The 19423-nt window shown below is 44.6% G+C and carries 17 protein-coding genes; 5 read left to right on the plus strand and 12 right to left on the minus strand.

Translation table 11 applies throughout. The features are described from left to right. Window positions 1-131 precede the first annotated feature (131 nt). The 6 genes from ATB74_RS03985 to moeA form a co-directional block, all read right to left on the minus strand. On the minus strand, window positions 132-980 hold the full coding sequence (locus tag ATB74_RS03985) for a sulfurtransferase (protein WP_060980405.1): 849 nt from the start codon (window positions 978-980) through the stop codon (window positions 132-134). A 53-nt stretch (window positions 981-1033) separates the two neighbouring features. Further along, entirely contained in the window at window positions 1034-1348 is a 315-nt protein-coding gene (locus ATB74_RS03990) for a hypothetical protein (protein ID WP_060980404.1), read from the minus strand. Window positions 1349-1579: 231 nt separating this feature from the next. Next, the gene (locus tag ATB74_RS03995; protein ID WP_060980403.1) at window positions 1580-2173 is read right to left on the minus strand and encodes a hypothetical protein; all 594 of its coding nucleotides are present in this window, start codon (window positions 2171-2173) and stop codon (window positions 1580-1582) included. Window positions 2174-2184: 11 nt separating this feature from the next. Further along, window positions 2185-4320, minus strand: coding sequence for an LruC domain-containing protein (locus ATB74_RS04000; protein WP_061016709.1), 2136 nt, complete (start codon window positions 4318-4320; stop codon window positions 2185-2187). 255 nt (window positions 4321-4575) lie between these two features. Next, window positions 4576-5325, minus strand: a complete 750-nt coding sequence (gene moeB, locus ATB74_RS04005) for a molybdopterin-synthase adenylyltransferase MoeB (protein ID WP_061017724.1) — start codon at window positions 5323-5325, stop codon at window positions 4576-4578. Between the two features lie 12 nt (window positions 5326-5337). Further along, window positions 5338-6573: a molybdopterin molybdotransferase MoeA gene (gene moeA / locus ATB74_RS04010; protein WP_061016711.1), complete on the minus strand. Its 1236-nt coding sequence runs from the start codon at window positions 6571-6573 to the stop codon at window positions 5338-5340. A gap of 216 nt (window positions 6574-6789) precedes the next feature. Between moeA and folE the strand changes: the two genes are divergently transcribed. Further along, window positions 6790-7443, plus strand: a complete 654-nt coding sequence (gene folE / locus ATB74_RS04015; protein WP_017061725.1) for a GTP cyclohydrolase I FolE — start codon at window positions 6790-6792, stop codon at window positions 7441-7443. A gap of 441 nt (window positions 7444-7884) precedes the next feature. On the opposite strand, the gene ATB74_RS04020 is transcribed toward folE, so the two are convergent. The 6 genes from ATB74_RS04020 to ATB74_RS04045 form a co-directional block, all read right to left on the minus strand. Beyond that, the gene (locus tag ATB74_RS04020) at window positions 7885-8538 is read right to left on the minus strand and encodes a hypothetical protein (protein ID WP_244267527.1); all 654 of its coding nucleotides are present in this window, start codon (window positions 8536-8538) and stop codon (window positions 7885-7887) included. Next, window positions 8531-9070 (minus strand): YaeQ family protein, encoded by a 540-nt coding sequence (locus tag ATB74_RS04025; protein ID WP_017631131.1) that lies wholly within the window; start codon window positions 9068-9070, stop codon window positions 8531-8533. The genes ATB74_RS04020 and ATB74_RS04025 overlap by 8 nt, the downstream gene beginning before the upstream one ends. A 117-nt stretch (window positions 9071-9187) precedes the next feature. Beyond that, window positions 9188-9397, minus strand: a complete 210-nt coding sequence (locus tag ATB74_RS04030) for a cold-shock protein (RefSeq protein ID WP_004737278.1) — start codon at window positions 9395-9397, stop codon at window positions 9188-9190. A 448-nt stretch (window positions 9398-9845) separates the two neighbouring features. Next, entirely contained in the window at window positions 9846-10937 is a 1092-nt protein-coding gene (locus ATB74_RS04035) for a PQQ-dependent sugar dehydrogenase (RefSeq protein ID WP_061016713.1), read from the minus strand. A 144-nt stretch (window positions 10938-11081) separates the two neighbouring features. Then, window positions 11082-11867 carry an ABC transporter ATP-binding protein gene (locus ATB74_RS04040; RefSeq protein ID WP_055320168.1) on the minus strand — a complete coding sequence of 262 codons (786 nt, stop codon included), beginning with the start codon at window positions 11865-11867 and terminating at the stop codon, window positions 11082-11084. Window positions 11868-11943: 76 nt separating this feature from the next. After that, window positions 11944-12705: a siderophore ferric iron reductase gene (locus ATB74_RS04045; RefSeq protein WP_055320167.1), complete on the minus strand. Its 762-nt coding sequence runs from the start codon at window positions 12703-12705 to the stop codon at window positions 11944-11946. 219 nt (window positions 12706-12924) lie between these two features. On the opposite strand from ATB74_RS04045, the gene ATB74_RS04050 reads away from it, so the two are divergent. The 4 genes from ATB74_RS04050 to fhuB all read left to right on the plus strand — a co-directional run bounded on the left by ATB74_RS04050 (window position 12925) and on the right by fhuB (window position 19201). Next, window positions 12925-13833 carry an AraC family transcriptional regulator gene (locus ATB74_RS04050; protein WP_048662568.1) on the plus strand — a complete coding sequence of 303 codons (909 nt, stop codon included), beginning with the start codon at window positions 12925-12927 and terminating at the stop codon, window positions 13831-13833. Window positions 13834-14039: 206 nt separating this feature from the next. Beyond that, complete coding sequence (locus ATB74_RS04055) at window positions 14040-16187, plus strand: TonB-dependent siderophore receptor (RefSeq protein ID WP_061016714.1); 2148 nt, start codon at window positions 14040-14042, stop codon at window positions 16185-16187. Between the two features lie 81 nt (window positions 16188-16268). Then, window positions 16269-17207: an iron-siderophore ABC transporter substrate-binding protein gene (locus tag ATB74_RS04060; protein ID WP_061017725.1), complete on the plus strand. Its 939-nt coding sequence runs from the start codon at window positions 16269-16271 to the stop codon at window positions 17205-17207. Then, complete coding sequence (gene fhuB, locus ATB74_RS04065) at window positions 17207-19201, plus strand: Fe(3+)-hydroxamate ABC transporter permease FhuB (RefSeq protein WP_061016716.1); 1995 nt, start codon at window positions 17207-17209, stop codon at window positions 19199-19201. The genes ATB74_RS04060 and fhuB overlap by 1 nt, the downstream gene beginning before the upstream one ends. The last annotated feature ends 222 nt before the right edge of the window (window positions 19202-19423 follow it).

Consider the following 19423-nt stretch of genomic DNA (forward strand, 5'->3'; position numbering starts at 1 on the left):
TCTTGGCCTCAAGCGAACATAGTGTTAACTGCGGCACAAAGGCTTACTTCATGAGATGTGAGGTCATCATTATCAGTAAGCTCTTTATGCATGCGCAGTATATTCTAACAGTGGCAGTAAGCGAAGTTGAATTACTTTTTAGTCACGGCGATAGGCAGTTTGTCGTTAGCACCCCATTCCGTCCATGAACCATCGTAAACGCCCATTTTACCTGAATAACCAGCCAGTCTAGCGGCTAATAAAATGATGCAAGCTGTCACACCTGAACCACAGCTAAAGAACATTGGTTGAGAAGGGGGGAGATCTAAGGTTGAAAAGATCTCAACTAATTCATCTTGAGTTCTTAATTTGCCATCATTTAATACTTGAGCGAACGGTAAGCAAACTGAGTTTGGGATGTGACCACTGCGCAGGCCTTCGCGTGGCTCCGGAACTTCTGAGTCAAAACGAGCTTGAGAACGAGCGTCTACAATGCTTGCGCTCTTGTCAGTTGAGTAACTTTCGATCTGCTGAGCACTAACAAAATAGTTTTCTTGAATATTGCCTTCGAAATTGCCTGTTTGCACTTCGGTTCGATAGTCAGTCTCTGTTGCATAGCCTGCGTCTATCCATGCTGGCAAGCCACCGTCTAAAATGTGTACGTTGTTGTGTCCCATTGCCATAAACATCCACCACGCACGGGGCGAAGCGAAGGTTCCGGAGTTATCGTACACCACAATCGTACTGTCTTGGTTGATCCCGATTTCTTGTGCACGTGTGTTGAAGTGTTTCTCGGTCGGAAACATGTGAGGGAGCAAAGTGTGCTTGTTACAAAAGTCTTTATCGTAGTCAAAACGAATCGCTCCAGGAATCACTTGTCCTTTGATCTTTTCTGACTCACTCGGAATTTGAAACTCGATACTGGCGTCGAGGATGATGATATTGTCTTCTGCTAGCAAACGTTGTTGAAGTTGTTCTGGTGAGATGAGTGGCTGATTCATTATTGTTATATCCATTCTTGTTGTTTTAGCGAATACAGTTGTTACATCGATGGCTACTGTGCGGATCGACAGTGGATGAACTGATAACTGCTTTGTCCGGTTATTTGATTGATTAATGTATCAAGCGCAACCACAGAATCAATAGGGCAGTCTGTGGTTGGAGCAATAGAGATCCGAAATACGTCATTATCTTTTGTCTGAACCGTAAGGTAACGCCTGTGCCCATCTAAGGATTGAGTAAGCGTGTTCGAAATCACCTTGGCTTGAATGCGTTGCCCTGTCTCAGATGTTAGCGGGAAATAGGTGAGGGCCAATAACACACCCACACCGCATATCAATATAAATAGACCTATTTTAAACTGTTTCATGAGAGTAAGTCTTTGAAGGTTATATTGAAAATATAAGTGAGATTGGCGGTAAAGTGAATGCTGCTGGCTAAGAAAGCTGAACTAACCGCTATTCGATGAAAATAAAAAAGTGAGCATTTCTGCTCACTTTCTACTTACAAAGAATCAATTCTGAATCTGTTTCGTCTTAGAGCTCGCTAGCGACAAGCTACTTGCTATTAAACAACTTGCTACCAGATGATTAGCCACTAACTACCAAACTATCTGAGACTCCCCGCTGGAGACCACTTGTTGCAGTGGCGGTTGACCATCGTAAAACCAAATCTCTATCAAGAGTGAGTCGTGATTCACTGGTGCAGTAAAGTTTGATGCGAATACTCCATTGTCTAATGGGCCCGCAATGACTTTACTGGAGTAGTCCGGCTTCAAGGTTGAATCGGCTCTTGTGCTAAAACGGCTATAAATAGTCACAAAAGAACGGTCTGTCGAAATGCTGCTGATGTCGATGTCGAGATCAAACTGCTCAACAGAGCTGTAGTCAAACCCGTCAGGTACCACCAAGTCATTCATTGTATAGGATGGCGTAGCTACAGCACTTGTCGCTGGTGCTGGCGAAGGAGTTGGTGTCGTTACTACTGGAGTTGCTGGTGATGGTGTCGATGCACTGCCGCCACCTCCACCACCGCCCCCACAACCGACTAATACCAGTGGCGTTGCAGCTAAAATAACAGCTAGTGATTTCTTCATGTTCCAAGTGCTTTGTACAGACATACTTTCTTCCTTAGAGAGATTGCGACTTGAATCAACGCAATGATTGTCTCGATATTGTTTAGTGTAAATAGTCATAACGTCTCTCCTTAAGGTTCATAGCGTTGGTTGTCTGCAGGTGACTGGTACCATGTTTGGTTCGTATCACCACCCGATTCCGCGTATTGTTTGAACTCTGGGTAAGCAGTCACAATATCCACATACTCTAGAGGCCATTCCCATTCATCGTCTGAAGTTATTATCAGTGCCCATGGATGATTCTCTGTCGTTTTAAAATATTTTCCTGTTGCTGGGTTGCTGTCATCGACGCCTAATCCTGCCTCAAAGAGGTTTGTGGTATCAAAGGCCTCGGTTGGCGCTTGGTCTGGTAAATGAACCTCCCAGCTGCGTCCTGGATGTAGAGGTAGGTTTTCACCGTGATAATGTCCAGGTGTTGCAAAGATGAATGGGTCATAAGGCATGTCAGTCCAACTGACAGTACTCACTCCGTCGCCAGCTAAAGTAATACCTATTTGGAAGGAGAACTGTTCGTCATTCTTACATCCGTTACTCGTACGGTAGAAGGTACAACCGGTACTGACTTTCTCTGTAAGGTCGTTAGCAATAACAAATATTGCCTCGCTACGCCCTTCTTCTAAGTCTAAATCAGTGAACACTCCATTGTGCTTCATGTAAGAGTTTCCGCTGCTAACTAAGCTCGGGTCTAGGTTAGGAAGTCGAACTGCAAACCCGTTTCTGTACGATGCCCCGACAGCAGCTAAGCGTCCGTCGATAGTAGATTTAACGACCTTACCTTCTTTAATAATCTCGGTTATACGATAGAAAAGAACGGCGTCATTCATGTCGTAATCGGCTTTGTAAGGCCAATTATCTTCGTATGCGAGGGTGGCGTAACCAGAAGCACTTGGGAAATAGCGTGCAGTGGCACCATCATTCAATACATCAACTTGAATATCCACTACCTCACCTGAGGTTGAACCGCCGAAGTAGCTTAAGTTGGTTTGTTGACTGAATCTGAATCGAGCCCATGTGCTACCAGTAAGTGCGTTAATGTCGACATTTAGGAATAACTCATTTTCACCGGCATCTAACAGGTAATCTGTAAATACTTGTTCGTTCGCACCATCGAAGCTACCGTCTTGGTTCCAGTCGATCCAAGCCGAAAGGTAACCGGTTGTTGAAGCTTCAATCACCACTTTTGAATCAAGCCCGGCTTCAAGCGCAGTAACAAAACCGATACCACCGTTTGCCCACTCATCATCAATGCCAACACTTTCATCAGATTGCGGTGTAACGTAACCATCCAAGTCAGCATCTGGTGGTGTTGTACCCAACCAAGTGATGCCATCAAGCTCATGTCGAGGACCATTGCTCGCCAGTAACGTTAGGTAGCTGTCTGGAGCATCACCGAAGTCGATGTTTGAGTCTTCATCAACAACAGGTGCATTAGCACAACGAGCACCATCGTTTTGACCAGAAGCTGGGCCATTCGAAACAAATTCAACGGCTGGAACAATACCTGCCGCGATATTGGCAGCGTTGTCTGGAGACAGGTTGATACGGTAAATTTTACCGTCTTGGTTTCGAGATACGTAGTAGTAGCCATTGACATCAAAATAGCCAGCACCGAACGTACCTAACTCGCCGGTGTCGCCGATGTAGGTTTCGGCACCAGTTGTAGGGTTGAAGCTGTATAAGCCACCAGAGTTATTATCGATACCATATAAAGAGCCATCACTTGGATGGAAGGCGAAATCAGTCAATTTTACGGTTGCTGGGCTGCCTACAATTTTGTTAACGGTAACAGTCGCATTTGGATCGGCATCTAAAGGCGATAGGTCAACGGTGAATAACCCTTTTCCTGTACGATATAAGTAGTACACATGGTTGTAGACATCACCAACATAAAAGGTGTGATCGGTTGGTAAGCCACTGGTATTGATTACTTCTGCTTGGAAATCTTGACCAAGGCGAACTAGGCGTTTATTAGTGGTGTCGTAGCCGTATATATATCTGTCTTGAAAGTCGAAACCGACACCATTGATATTGGCATTCATACCCGTGTCGTCTTCGAGAAGGGTAGTTGAACCAGTTACTAGATTGACACCCCAAACCTCAACGGGTTTGGACTGAAACAAGTAAGCCTTACTCGGGCAGGTATCAAATGGGGCTGCGTTGGCGACTAGGGGCGCACTTAATAGCAAACTTAACGTTGTAATTCTCATATCTACATCCTTGTCATGGAAGGTCTAGATACTTTTACAAGTTACGTGCCATTTTTAAGTTGTTGATTTTTAATGTTTATATTTTGAATTGCTGAGGTTCTCATTGTATTCTCAAAATGAGAATTCAAATGAAACTAATTACTCATAGAGTATTTCAAATTGATAAAGCGATTTGAGAAGCTATTGTCGAGACCTAAAAAAGCCCTGACATCTAGTCAAGGCTTAGATTTTCGATAAGAGGGGATAGGATTCAGCCTATCCACACACCGAACAATTAGGCATCTTCATTAAATTCATTTCACGCCAGCTATGCGACATGGCATCGAGAATCAAAAGTTTGCCTTGCTTTGGTTGTCCAAATTGAGCGATAACTTTAATCGCTTCCAAAGCCTGTGCCGCGCCCACCATGCCAACAACAGGTGCCATCACACCGGCTTCAACACAGCTTAGAGCAGCGTTGCCGAATAGAGCGCTCAAGCACTGGTAGCAAGGTGCGTTTTCATCTTGATAAGTGAATACGCTGATCTGACCTTCCATACGAATCGCTGCACCTGATACGAGTGGCGTTTTTGACGCGTAACATAAGCGGTTCAATTGATTGCGTGTTTCAACGTTGTCACTGGCATCAAGAACAAGAGAGTGTGCTTCAATCAACTTGCCAAGTGTTTGGTCATCAAGCCTGTGATCGACAGTTTCAATCGTCAGGTGAGGGTTCAGGACCTGTAACGATTCAGCGGCAGAATCGACCTTCTTCTTACCAATATCAGCATCGGTGTGAAGCACTTGGCGCTGCAAGTTTGAAAGCTCGACAATATCATCGTCGATCAATGTCAGCTTACCAATGCCCGCCGTCGCAAGGTATTGAGCAGAGGCACAGCCTAAGCCGCCGGCACCCAGTACTAAGATTGAGCTCCGTTTCAGCGCTTCTTGGCCTTCAAAATCAAACTGTTTAAGAATGATTTGGCGGTTGTAGCGAAGCATCTCTGCGTCAGACAGTATTTCCATCATCAAGCCTCGTTAGTAAAGCGTCGAGTTAAACAGTTGAATCTGAACCGTTTCACCGACTTCAACGCGGCCACGTTCACGCTCTAGGACCACAAAGCAGTTTGCTAAGCTCATTGAGCGGAAAGCGCCGGAGCTTTGATTACCTGTTGTTTCTACTACAAACTGACCGTTTTCGATCGAGTAGATGCCACGTTGGTAATCAGTACGGCCTGGGCCTTTTTTGAATGCAGACTTAGTGATAGCAGGAATCGACTCTGGTGCTGTCCATGCTGTGTGACCAGCCAATTTAGCCAGCATGGGCTGAACTAAAACGTACATGGTCATCATCGCCGACACTGGGTTACCCGGTAAGCCACAGAACCACGCGTTATCCAATTCACCGAATGCGAACGGTTTACCTGGCTTGATTGCTAGCTTCCAAAAGCCGATTTGGCCGAGCTCTTCCAAAATATCTTTGGTGTAATCCGCTTCACCAACACTCACACCGCCAGAAGTCACGACAACATCTGCAAGTTCTTGAGCTTTTTCGAAGGTTTCTTTAAGCGTTGCAGGGCAATCAGGGATGATACCCAGGTCAATCGCTTCACAACCAAACGCTTCAATCAGCGGTTTAATGCCGTAGCGGTTGCTGTCGTAGATCTGACCGTCTTCAAGAGGCTGGCCTAATGGCTTGAGCTCATCGCCAGTAGAGAAGAAAGCGACTTTAGGCTTGTGTGTCACAGTTACATGGCTCACACCGAGCGAAGCAATCATTGGAATGTCACGAGGTGTTAAACGTTCGCCGCGGCTAAGAACGATATCGCCTTGTTTGATGTCGTCACCAGTAGGGCGAATGTTATTGTTCAGCTTGATGTCGTCTTGTTGAATCTCAATGCCAGCGTCAGTTTCAGCCGTATTTTCTTGCATGATGACCGCATCGCACCCTTCCGGGATCTTTGCGCCTGTCATGATACGAATACATGTGTTTGCTGGCCATTCACCTTCAAAAGGTTGACCTGCAAAGGACTTACCCGCTAAAGGCAGCACTTTACCGTTCTCTAGGTCTGCTAAGCGCAGTGCATAGCCGTCCATTGCTGAGTTATCAAAAGGAGGTACAAAAATAGGGGATAGAATATCTTCAGCAAGTACGTAACCCAATGCTTCTGCCAATGGCAGTGATAAGGTCGTTTGAATAGGTTTAATTGGTGATAGCAGCTTATTTAGTGCTTCTTCAATTGGCATCAAGCCCGGAGCGTCGCAACAGCCCATAATTGAAATCCTTTGATCGTTATTATTTTGATTTGGTGGTTGGCAATAGGGATTCAATAATTATCAAATCATGATGGTTCACCAACGAAATTGCAGCCACTTTAGCACAGTTTAAGCCCCGTAAATAATGACCTCCCTTAAAATATGGGTGTATTTATTCAAAATTCCGAGTATCCTTGTTTGCCATCCAGAAGGGGTACTAAAAGAGGAAGTTCAATGTCAGGTCTTAGCGAATCAGCGAAGTTGGTTAAAGATGCGCTAGCAAGCCGCGGATTAGAGACACCAATGAGTCCTAATCAGGTTAGCCGAGAAGAGAAAAAGGAACGAATCGAACACCATATGCGTGAGATTCTCACTCTCCTTGAACTTGATCTTACGGATGATAGCCTGGAAGAAACACCGCAACGTATTGCTAAAATGTACGTGGACGAGATTTTCTCAGGTCTGGATTACGCCAATTTCCCTAAAATCACCGTAATTGAAAACAAGATGGGCGTTCGTGAGATGGTACGTGTAAAAGATATTACCGTGACCAGTACTTGTGAACATCACCTTGTAACCATCGATGGTAAGACTGCTGTAGCTTATATCCCGCGAGGAAAGATTATTGGTCTTTCAAAGATCAACCGTATTGTTCGATTCTTTGCTCAGCGCCCACAAGTTCAAGAGCGCATGACTCAGCAGATCCTTGTTGCATTGCAAACGCTACTCGAAACCGATGACGTTGCTGTAACCATGGACGCGGTTCACTACTGCGTGAAATCTCGCGGTGTTATGGACGCAACTAGCGAAACGACGACAACCGCATTGGGTGGTATCTTCAGATCAAACCCAGCAACGCGCCACGAATTCTTACACGGCCTACGTTAATACGTTTCGTTATTGGATGAACGCGATTTAGCCTCTGTAAATTGATGTTCGTTGAAAATATTCTAAGCCTCGCTTTCTGCGGGGCTTTTTTACGCCTGTAATGACTACGAATGTCGTCATTTCCTAGAGTGAATAATGAGCGAGTAGGGAATCTGTTGAACTGTGTGGTTTCTGACTTGATATGAGATCTCTGATTCAGTCATTCCTCCTTCTCGAGGATGACGAAGAGTGTGGGGGAATTAGCTCAATAGTATTTCACCTAAAGCGGTTTTTGTTCCTGTTCCTGTCTAGGCAAACCGAAACGTTGAATCTCAGTAACACGAGTCCGTCATTCCCTAAAGTGAGGAACGAACGTAATAGGGAATCTCTGGCGGCTAAGTAGAATAAGTACGCTCTATAAAAATATAGAGCGTAACTAGAGTTGATCGCTAGTGGGAATGCTTAAGAAAGGTTAAACAAACGCTTTAAGTGGTGAACAATACCTGACGGTTTGTTCTCTGCTTGGTAGATGTTCAAGCCATCATAGAAGCTCGCCATGAACTCCACTCGGATCTCATCGTCTGAGCTTCGTAATAAGCGAGACAACAGTGTAGCGGCTACAGCTGCATGATCATTGGCTAGGCTGTAATCCATACCGAGTCGTCCTTGAATGAACAACCACAAATGAGTCACTAATTTTAACTGTTGAGCGTTAGAGTTTTGAAACTTGTCGCAGTGCTCAGTGCCTACTGTGTTATCGAATACATTTTGCATCGCTTCATTCGCTTCTTTATTGCTTTCAAAGCGATAGCTTGCATCGATATGTACCTTGGTTAGCAAGCCAAGCAACGTCTGACGTGCAGAGTTGTCCGGCTTGTTTTCGCAGGCGTGTTTAAACAAAGCGTGGTTTTCATCAATAAATGACGACAGCTCTTTCTCGTAGCCTGTCGAGAGCGCTTTTACTGAATCTAAACCTGCTTCTTTTAAACACTGGTGAAGTTTGGTTCTAGCTTGTTGTTTCGCTTTGATGTCTTGCTGCGCGTCGGCTTGCTGCTTGGCTTCTTCTAGCTGGCTAGCTTCTGTCTGCGAACTATTCGGGGTTGGACGCTCAGTCATTACTCTGTAGCTCTTCCCACGTTACTTCCGCAGATTGCGTGTCGCTGTTAACGAAAGCAGAGTTGCCTGTCAGCATCACTGAAAGATCCATCGTACGTTGCGTCATTGCTGCTAGCTGCTCAATACCATCGTTGTCTAGACGAACGATTTGAGCTTTTAGGTAACCGAATTTACCTTTGTTCTGTTCCCACCAAACGTTCGATTTAGTGTTGAAGCTGAATACACGCACTGATTTAGATAGGCGAGTTGCCTTCTTAACGCGTTCTGGATCGGGTTCGCCCACATCAACCCACTCTAGGATTTGATCATCTAACGACTTCTGCCATAAATCGGGTTCTTCAATGCTAGACAACCCTTTAGTGAACTCAAGTTCAGGTGATGCATTGATACAGAAAGCCATGATTCGAGCCATCATTCGCTGTTCCGTTTCAGAAGGGTGTTGTGCAACCGTTAGATTAAAAGAGTCGTAATAGTCGCGATTCATATCGGTTAAAGAGATACGAAACTTGTAGATTGTGGGTTTAAGAGCCATTGAGAGGGTGTCTTAGGTAGAAATAGTGAAGGGGAATATTACCTTAAATCTCTGAATAGCGGGTAAAAAAATAGCCAGCAGAGGCTGGCTATTTTTAGAAAGCTTTAAAATACTAAATTAAAGTACTTTGATGCTGTCAGCTTGTGGGCCTTTTTGACCTTGAGATACTACGAACTCAACTTTTTGTCCTTCAGCAAGAGTTTTGAAGCCTTCGCCTGTGATAGCTGAGAAGTGTGCGAATACGTCTGGACCGTTTTCTTGTTGAATGAAGCCGAAGCCTTTAGTTTCGTTGAACCATTTTACTGTACCAGTAACTGTGTTAGACATGATGATATCCTAAAATTAAATTTTTATTTTGAGCCAATTGTGGCACTGATAGCGTGGAAAAGTTTATTGCTATTGCGTACAACACAACGGGGTTACTAGTAATCCAACGAAATGTTTATATACAAAGAACTTTCTTTCTAGCCGAGATGAAGTCTAAATTAAATCAGGGGATAGTCAATCGAATCCATAGTGAAAGGTTTCAGAAACTTGGGGGTAGTCAAACTTTGCATTCCTTAAATATCATGTAGTTACAGTTGTATGGTGATTTGTTGTCGTTTTTGTGAAAAAGGTGGTCGAAATTGATGACGAATTTGGAGTAATTGCACTGTTTTGGCGCATTCATTTTTGCAAATTAAAAGCCGCTAATTGGGTCTTGAGCCCACTTTTTACGGCTTATATCTATAGATTTCGTTGTAAGGGAAATGTCTTTACGTGAACGATGTCTAGACTACTTTTTCAAGCGGTAAAGGTTGCCATTATCAGTGCTGAAGAAGATGTCACCATTTGGTGAAGTTTCGATGTCTCTTATCCTCTCGCCTAAATCTTCTAAAATGCGTTCTTCTTCGATTACCTCACCTTGTTTATTGACTGTCACAATATTGATATGAGTAAGTTTAAGCGCGCCAGCCAGTAGCTTTCCTTTCAAATCTGGATATTTGTCACCTTGGTAGACGATCAAGCTCCCCGGTGCGATTGAAGGAACATAGACTTTTTTAGGCGCTTCAATGCCATCTTTGGTTTTAGACTCGCCAACGCTGATAGGGCCCCAATACTCTTTTCCGTGTGATGTGACTGGCCACCCGTAGTTAGCACCTGCTTTTATTAGGTTGATTTCATCACCACCACGTGGCCCATGTTCAATCGACCAAAGCTTTTGAGTTGGGAAATCATAGAAAAGCCCTTGTGGGTTGCGATGACCATAACTCCAAATCTCGTCGAGAATCTTGTCGTTATCTGTGAAGGGGTTATCGCTTGGTGTGCTTCCATCGGCATTTAATCGCAATATTGAGCCAGCGTGAGTCATGGTGTTTTGGCCGTTGTCTCGATCACCGCGATCACCAATTGAAAAGTAAAGGTGGCTCTCATCAAAGGTGATACGGCTACCAAAGTGACGCCCTGTGTCTGTTCTAGATTTTGACACAAACACGTCTGTCCAATTGGTGACTTCATTATTGCTGTAATTAGCAGAAGCCAGTGTCGTTACGCCTTCACCATCGACGTCTTTACTGTAAGTGACGTAAAACTTTCCGTTTTCAAAAGGGGAGAGTGCGATATCCAATAATCCACCTTGGCCTTTCGCCCATACATTGGGCAGCCTGAACAGTGTGTTTTGATCGCCTGTTTTTAAATCGACATGTTTAATGACGCCTGCTTTCTCTGTGACTAACATGGACTTATCGTTGACATAAGCCAGTCCCCAAGGGATCACGAGTCCGTCGGTGATCTTCTCGGCTTGCCAGGCGAAGGCCGCCGCTGAGGCAATAGGACCGGACACAACAAGTGCCAAAGCAGAGCATAGAATGCGGTGATAAGTGTTCATTGAAGTCTCTTGATTTCATGAGGTGGTATTAGTGTAGCTTGTGTTGATTTAAGTTTAAGGAAACATTTACTCTGTTTTCACTCGTTATGCTGGTGAGTTATCCAAAGAATGAGTACCTCATTCACTTAACTTTGATTCTTCGGGTTACTCGCAGACAACGGCGACCTTTTCGCTTGCTGCTGTCTTAGCTGGAGCTGGATGATCGATCAGTCGGATAGGGGATTCATACAGTGCAGACAAAGCCTGTTCATCGAGTAACTTATCGGCGCTGCCTTCAAATGCAATCTGACCTTTCTTCAGAGCAACGATGTGCGTCGCGTAGCGCAGTGCAAGGTTCAAGTCGTGCAGAATCACGATAACGCCAACGTTTTCATTTTTGTTCAGTTCAGACAATAAACTCATCAGTTGGAATTGGTGATGAACATCCAATGCAGAAGTCGGTTCATCAAGGATCAATACCGGTGACTGTTGAGCCAGCAACATAGAGACCCACGCTCGTTGACGTTCACCACCAGATAAGTCATCCGCTAATGCTTGTGAGAATTCAGTAACACCGGTTCTTTCCATTGCTTGTCGGATGATCGACTTATCTTCTGAATTCCAACGACCTAACGCGCCTCTCCATGGGAAACGCCCTAAACGAACCAGCTCTTCCACCGTTAAGCCAGCAGAAGCAGGGAGCTTTTGTGGCAAATACGCAATCTTCTTGGCTAAGTCTTTGCTTTTTAGTGAAGAAAGAGAAGTGCCGTCCAGTTCAACGCTACCATGATCCGGTGACATCTGCCCTGATAGCAAATTAACGAGTGTAGATTTACCTGAACCATTATGGCCAAGAACGACAGTCAGTTCATTGGTCGGAATCGCAAGGTCTTCAATTGAGAGAATGGTTCGTTCATCACGAACAATTTTGATGTTTGAAAGCTGAAACATGTCAGTCCTATGTTTAGACCAATAAAACGCTTAATGAAATCAAACATACTTTATTGGTCTTTAAAAATAGAGGGTGTTATTGAGCCAGTTTTTTGTTGTCAGGGTGTCTAGGGCAATCTTCGCAATACTTTCCCGAATCGCATTTGTAAACTAAGCAACAGCTGACTCTAATCAGTTTAAGCATTCCTGAATCGGCATCGACCTTGAGGCTGTCTAAGTGACTTTCAGGTAATTGGCATGCTTCTAACCAAAGCTTAGCTTGTGCTGTGATGTAGTCGTTGGTCAGGCTCGGTTCATGCTGCTGCAATTTGATCAAACTGCCTAACAGTAGATCCGCCAGCAAATGGTTAGTAAAACCAGGGCGGATGCGTGTCCATTCACTTATTTGGCTGCGATAAAACTCAGTGAGTGCAAGTATGGCTTCGCCAGCTTTAGGTATCAACTCCTCAGGTGAACCGTGTTGATGGTCACCATTGAAGAAGCGATACCCTGTCACAAACTCTTTGTACCTAAACTGACCGATATTCTTGATATCTGGCAATGAGTGAAGGCCGTAGATAGATACGAAGGTCACATAGATAGGCTGCCAGCAAACTAGATCCCAAGTTCGCGTCAACCAATACGCTTTTCCTGCTTCAGAATGATTTTCCGCTAAGCCATCGTAAACGCGTTTGATCTCGATATGGCTTTTATCGTTTGTCATTGCGATGCTTTTGCTGCTCAGAGAGCCATAACTTCCACTTAGATAAGGCGTTATTTGTTTTGAGTAAGCGAAGATTTTCTGGTGCAGGGAGGGGGCTCTGCGACGAGTGGCAATATTGTGCAGCTGGGAAAGCATTTTAAACCATTAAATGAGAATCAGTTGCGTTATCATAGCGAACCTCATTGACGATAACCATACAAAATGGTGCATCTCTTCAGAGAACTCTTGGTTTGAAAAATTTATAAATTGAATGCGCCTTGGCCATTATTAAGTGATAAAAGTCGCTTTAAATGTTAAAAAGTATTCCTGTATAGACTTAATTGTTACCACTATCGAGATTATAAAAGCGTGACTATGAACACTCCTGCATTTGACCGCATCAGCCGCGTATTGGCTTATATCCATGCGAACCTTAGTTCGGCACTATCGCTAGAAGATATTGCGAAACAGAGCTGTTGGTCTCGCTGGCAGCTGCAAAGAGTGTTTCAAGCGGAAACAGGGCTTACTGTGGCCAACTATGTGAGAGAACTAAAGTTAAGTCAGGCGGCTGAAGAGTTGCTTGATGGGAAAGAGCGTGTCATTGATGTTGCACTTGGTCTTGGGTTCAATTCAGAGATTAGCTTTAGTCGTTCGTTTAAACAGATGTTTGGGGCAAGCCCAAGCCAATATAGAAAAGCGGGCAAAAGAGTAGGGCTAAGAAAGCCGATACAAGTGTCTGAAACTGTCAGCGCAGAAGAAAAAGGCGCTCTGAGTTTTGTTGAAGTTCGTATTGACGAAAGAGAGTCTTTCCTTGTTAAAGGCATAACATCAGAAATCAGCGGCTTGTTTTCGCTGACGCAAGATTTTGCACAAAAAGTCCCTCAGTTATGGTCACGCTTGGAAAGTGAGGTGAGTTTGCCCGATGACAACGCACTGCAGTTTATTGGTGTTATCGATCTCACTCAGTCATGCTTCGACGGGACTAACATTCATTATTGGGCAGGTGTCGAGCTTGATGACGAAGTTTCAATTCCGCAACTACCAAGTCTAATTTCTGAAAAGTTAAAAGTGCTGACTATCCCCAAGCAAACCTATGCCGTGGTGAAGCATTGCGGGCCTATAGAGAACCTGCGATATACCTTGAGTTGGTTTGTTCTTAATTGGTTACCGAGTTCGGGTTATCGCGGTGTCGATGGCTATGAACTCGAAGTGTACCCATTTGGCTATCAAGCTCACGCCTCTGACGCTGAGATGGAGTATTGGGTTCCTATTATTAAATCGTAGTCATATCCTCGTCATTCCCTTCCTAGCAAAGCCTTGCTACTGATAAGGTAAATTGTGCTTTTAATCAGCAATTGACCTGATTCCATTGAAAATAGGCCAAGTTCTTTGTGAGTTTGCACCAAATTGTTAATTATCCCATTCATAGATACATACAATGCAAATGAGATTTATTATTATTTATATTAAGCATTGGTACCGAGGGAATCATGACCACTCACACTCGTTTTAAGTATTCATCACTAGCAGTAGCGTTGCTCACTGCATTTTCAGCGCAAGCCTTGGCGGAAGAGACAGCTACAGCAGCAGATTCGAATGTAGAAACTGTTACGATTATGGGTAAAGCCTATCGTAATACCGCGACTAAGTCGGCACTTGAGCCAGAAGAAACGCCTCAAGGTATTACCGTTATTGATGAAGAACAGTTAGAGCAACGAGGTGTGAAGTCCCTCAACCAAGCGCTTAGATACGCGCCGGGTGTTGTAACCGAGCAGAAGGGCGCATCAGTAACGATGTACGATACGTTCTCGATTCGTGGCTTTAGTAATAACCAAAGCTACTACGATGGTTTGGTACTTCCGTTCCTTACTGGTTGGAACTTACAACCTCAAATAGACCCTATTGCGATTCAGCAAGTTGAAGTGTTTAAAGGCCCTACGTCTGTGTTGTATGGAGCTATGCCACCGGGTGGTATGGTCAACATGATTGCAAAGACGCCGCAAGAAGACGGGGCTACAAAAGTAGGAGTATCTACTGGCTCAAGAAATCTTATGGAAGCGTCAATTGATACAACAGGTCAATTGGGGGACAGTGACTTTTCTTACCGCTTGGTAGCACTCGCTCGTAAACAAGACAGCCAAGTCGATCACGCCGAAGAAGAGCGCTATGTGATTGCTCCTTCACTAGATTGGCAGGTCTCTGATAGAACACTTATTAACTTCAACCTTTACTATCAAAATGATCCGTCAATGGGTACTAACTCCGCAATGCCGCTTGAAGTGCTGAAGGCAAGTGATCCATCTGTCTCCATGGGCGACAAGAGCTGGAGTACCTTTGAACGTGAAGTCTTGATGTTAGGCTATAAGATTAATCATCAAATCAACGATAATTGGACTTTTCTTCAGAACGCCCGCTATACCGATGCATCTCTGTACCAGGAGAATACTTACCACACTGCGACTAATTTCAATCCTGCGACAGGCAGTTTAATTCGAAATGCTTACAGTACGGATGAGGATTCACAGAGCTTTATTCTCGATAACCAAGTTTCAGGTCGCCTAGAAATTAGTGGCTTAGAGCATAATTTACTATTCGGTGTCGACTACCTAAAGCTAACAGGTGATTCTCTGTACAAAGAATTCACTGCGAATGCGGGCTTCTATGGGTTTGATGCTTACAACCCGAACAATGACCTTTTGGATAAAAGCCAGCTTCAAGAGAACTACCGTGAATCTCACGACATTACGACCGAGCAGCTAGGACTATATTTCCAAGACCAAGTACGCTACGACGCGCTTGTTCTACTTGCTGGTGGTCGTTACGACATGTTCAAGGCGAGCGATGATAAAAATAGCTCTTACCCAACTTATGATGGAAAAGAAGAAGCTGAACATAACCAGTTCTCTTATCGTGTAGGTGCCTTGTATGAGCTAGATAATGGTATTTCTCCGTTTGTAAGTTACGCGACGAGCTTTGAGCCAGCTGCAGGTACTGATATTAATGGCAACTCTTTAAAACCTCAGCTAGGTGAACAGGTCGAGCTGGGTATTAAATACTTGTCTCCAGATATGTCGCAACAGGTTACGGCTTCCTATTTCCATATTACTAAGAAAGACTCAATTGCAGCAGATCCATCAGATCCGACTTATCGCTCTAAGATCCAATTAGGTGAAGTACGCTCTCAAGGTGTGGAAGTCGAAGGCCGATGGTTTGTAACGGAAGATTGGGATGTTAATGCGAGCTACACGTATGTTGATATGGAAGTGACGGAAGATGCTAACCCAGATCTAGAAGGCACGACACCTATCTATGTACCGACACACACGGCTAACCTATGGAGCAACTACTATGTCTATGGTGGTGCGTTATCAGGGACTCGCTTCAGTGCTGGTGCTCGTTACATGGGTGAAATGGAGATGGATGCGACGAACACTCAAGGTAAAGTTCCGTCTTACACGGTTGTTGATTTGTCGGTGGGTTATGATTTGGGTGCAGCAAGCGATACGCTATCTGGTGCAACAGCTAACTTGCTAGTGAATAACCTGTTGAATGAAGAGTACTACACCTGCTACGACCAATCGAACTGTTGGTTTGGCGCAGAGCAGTCTGTAGAGCTAAGCGTGAACTACGAGTTCTAATTCATTTGAATGCATAAATCTAAGCAGCTTGTGGGGCTGCTTTTGTCGTTAAATAAACACTTAAAAAGTGACAGTGATTATATGAAAGCCAATTATTTTACTTCTCGTTTTCCTAAAGTGAGTTCGTTCATTGTCTCATTGAGCTTGTTGTTATCAGCTCAAGCGTGGGCCAACTTTCAAGTAGAAGACAGCGAGGGGATTAAAACCCTTGAAGCTCAACCTGTTAGAGTGGCTGCGCTTAACTGGGATATTGCAGAGCAAGTGGTCGAATTAGGCGTAACGCCAGTCGCGGTGCCAGATATTGCAGGATACACCGATTGGGTTGTTGAACCTGTCATTCCAGAAGGTGTGGCGGATATTGGTACTAGAACTGAACCTAACTTTTCTGTTTTGAAGAAGCTAAACCCAGATGTGATTCTTATCGCTTCACCTCAGAAAGATCTTCAGGAGCGACTTTCAGAAATCGCGCCAGTACTTTACTACCAAACGTACAGTGAACAGCACAGCAATGTGGCGGCGGCTATCGATAACTTCAAGAAGATAGGCCAATTGCTTGGTAAAGAAGAGCAAGCGAACAACAAACTGGCTGCGATGGATGAGCGTCTTGAGGTTTTAAAAGCTGAACTAGATAAAGCGTATCCGGGCGACAAGCCGAAAGTGACCTCTTTCCGTTTTGCGAGCACGACTTCGGTTTACATATACGGTAACAACTCGATTCCACAATATGCGCTTGAGCAGCTCGGCTTTGAAAATACGATGGATCTTCCTGCGAGTCAATGGGGCATCAGTCAAAAGCGTATGACCGAGCTTAAGAAGGTTAAGGGTGGCATTGCGCTTTACTTTGAACCTTTCCCATATCAAGACAAGTTAGATCGTTCTCCGGTTTGGAAGAGCATGCCTTTCGTTCGCAATGGTCAATTTAGCCCTGTAGCAGCAAGTTGGAGCTACGGCGGTGCTATGTCGATTTTGTATAACGCAGAAGCGATGGCGCAATCGTTGTTGACGCTAGCGGAGCAGTAATGAAATCCAGTGGTTTGATGATGGGGGCGGTACTATTTATCGCCGCCCTTATTCATTTATGGTTAGGCCAGTCTGAATTTGGCCCTATCGGTGAGTTGTTTCAGCAAGTCTCACAGATCAGTGACATCGTTACATTTAATAAAATGGTCGATGATTCATTCGAGTTGATGGCATTAGTCTATGTCAACTTACCTCGTTTAGTGATGGCGATTCTGGTTGGTGGAACACTCGGCACCATAGGTAGTTTGTTCCAACAGTTAACGCAGAACCGCATGATGTCTCCGCTTACACTCGGTACATCGTCTGGTGCATGGCTTGGTCTGGTCATTCTGAATGTGGTCGCGCCAATGTTGGTCGCTCAATATTCGGTTTGGTTCGCACTAATCGGGGCGCTGCTTGCAATGGGGCTGATTGTCTCCATTGTTGGCATTAAAAATATGAGCGGTTTACCGATTGTTTTGGCGGGTATGGCAGTTAACTTGCTGTTAGGCGCATTCGCAACTGCGATTATTTTGCTTAATGACCAATATGCGCAAAACTTGTTTGTTTGGGGAGCGGGTGATCTCGGACAGAACGGTTGGGAACAAGTGCTTTGGCTGATGCCTAAGTTACTGCCAATCTTTGCTATTTTCCTGTTGGCTCCAAGAGTTCTGACTTTGCTTTCGATTGGTACAGAAGGGGCTGCTGCACGTGGTCTTAACATCGGCACGACCTTCTTTGTACTAATGGCAATTGGCGTTTGGTTGGTTGCCGTGTCGATTACCTCGGTGGGTGTGATCAGCTTTATTGGTTTGATTGCGCCAAATATCGCGAGACATTTGGGCTTTTTAAAGGCGAAATCTGAACTCATTGCAAGCTGCGTGTTAGGTGCACTGTTGCTTTGTGTGACCGACAGCTTGGCAATCTTCTTGGCGCAATGGTCTTTGGATATGATTCCAACAGGCACGGCAACCGCGGTGATTGGTGCTCCAGCTTTGATCATTATTGCTCGTAAGCAGATGTCAGCCCAAGATCAGCTATTCTTCTCTATGCCTAAAGGGCAAAAGTCTATTTCACCTTTGGCTTATTTCTTGTTGGGCGGAATGATCTTCGGGTTACTGGCATTAAGCACATTGTTACAACCTTCTGCAGATATGGGTTACTTCATTATCCCGGATGCGTTTGAATGGTCTATTCGTTGGCCTAGAATGTTAACTGCAATATTTTCTGGTGGCGGTTTGGCAGTGGCAGGGGTGATTTTACAAAGGCTCGTTTACAACCCACTTGCAAGCCCGGGTATTCTTGGTGTATCGGCAGGTGCGGTGTTAGCACTGATTTTCAGTAGCTTGTTTATGGGATACTCAATTCACTCACTAATCCCTTGGGTAGCGTTTTTGGGCAGTGCGATTGCACTTTGTTTGTTGCTGTTCCTTGGTAAAAAGCATCAGTTTGCTCCGTCTATCCTAATTCTGACCGGTATCTCGCTGACCGCAGTGTTGGAAGCTTTAGTACAATTTTCCTTAACACGAGTCGGTGAGGGGAAATACACCTTATTGGCTTGGTTAGCTGGCTCTACGTATCGTGTTGAACCTGATGCTGCAACGAGCATGGCTATCGTGATCACCGTTTGTATTGGTGTTGCTTTACTGTTGAGTCGTTGGGTGACGTTAATTGCAACTGGCCGTCAGTTTGCGAGTGCTAGAGGGCTGAACACCAACATCGCTTACGTGGCTCTGTTGTGTATTGTCGCGGTGTTATGTTCGATGGTCACAACCACTATGGGGCCGGTCGCCTTTGTTGGTCTATTGGCTCCACATATCGCGGCGATGGTTGGTGCTCGCTTGGTTCGTGAACAGATCATCTTATCGTTTTTGATTGGTGCGGCATTGATGTTATTTGCTGATTGGTTAGGGCAAGTGGTGGTGTTCCCTGCGCAACTTGCGGCAGGTACGTTAGTTTCCATTATTGGTGGCAGTTATTTCATTTTCTTGTTACTGAAATCTCGAACAACATAGCTTCTGCTCATGACCTAAAGCCATTGCTAATCAAAGCTATTGGCAACCAAAGCTACGAATAAAAAGCAGTGAATGGAGCGATCCATCACTGCTTTTTTGTTGATGTCGTTTATGTAAGGGAGAATCGTTAAGCAACACAGGTCTCGCTTCTTAATGTGCAAGTTTGGCATATGTTAATAAAATGTATAATCTAAAGGTCTGACCACTGATAAGGTAGCCACC

The sequence above is a fragment of the Vibrio splendidus genome (assembly GCF_001557875.1).
Classification (GTDB): domain Bacteria; phylum Pseudomonadota; class Gammaproteobacteria; order Enterobacterales; family Vibrionaceae; genus Vibrio; species Vibrio splendidus_F.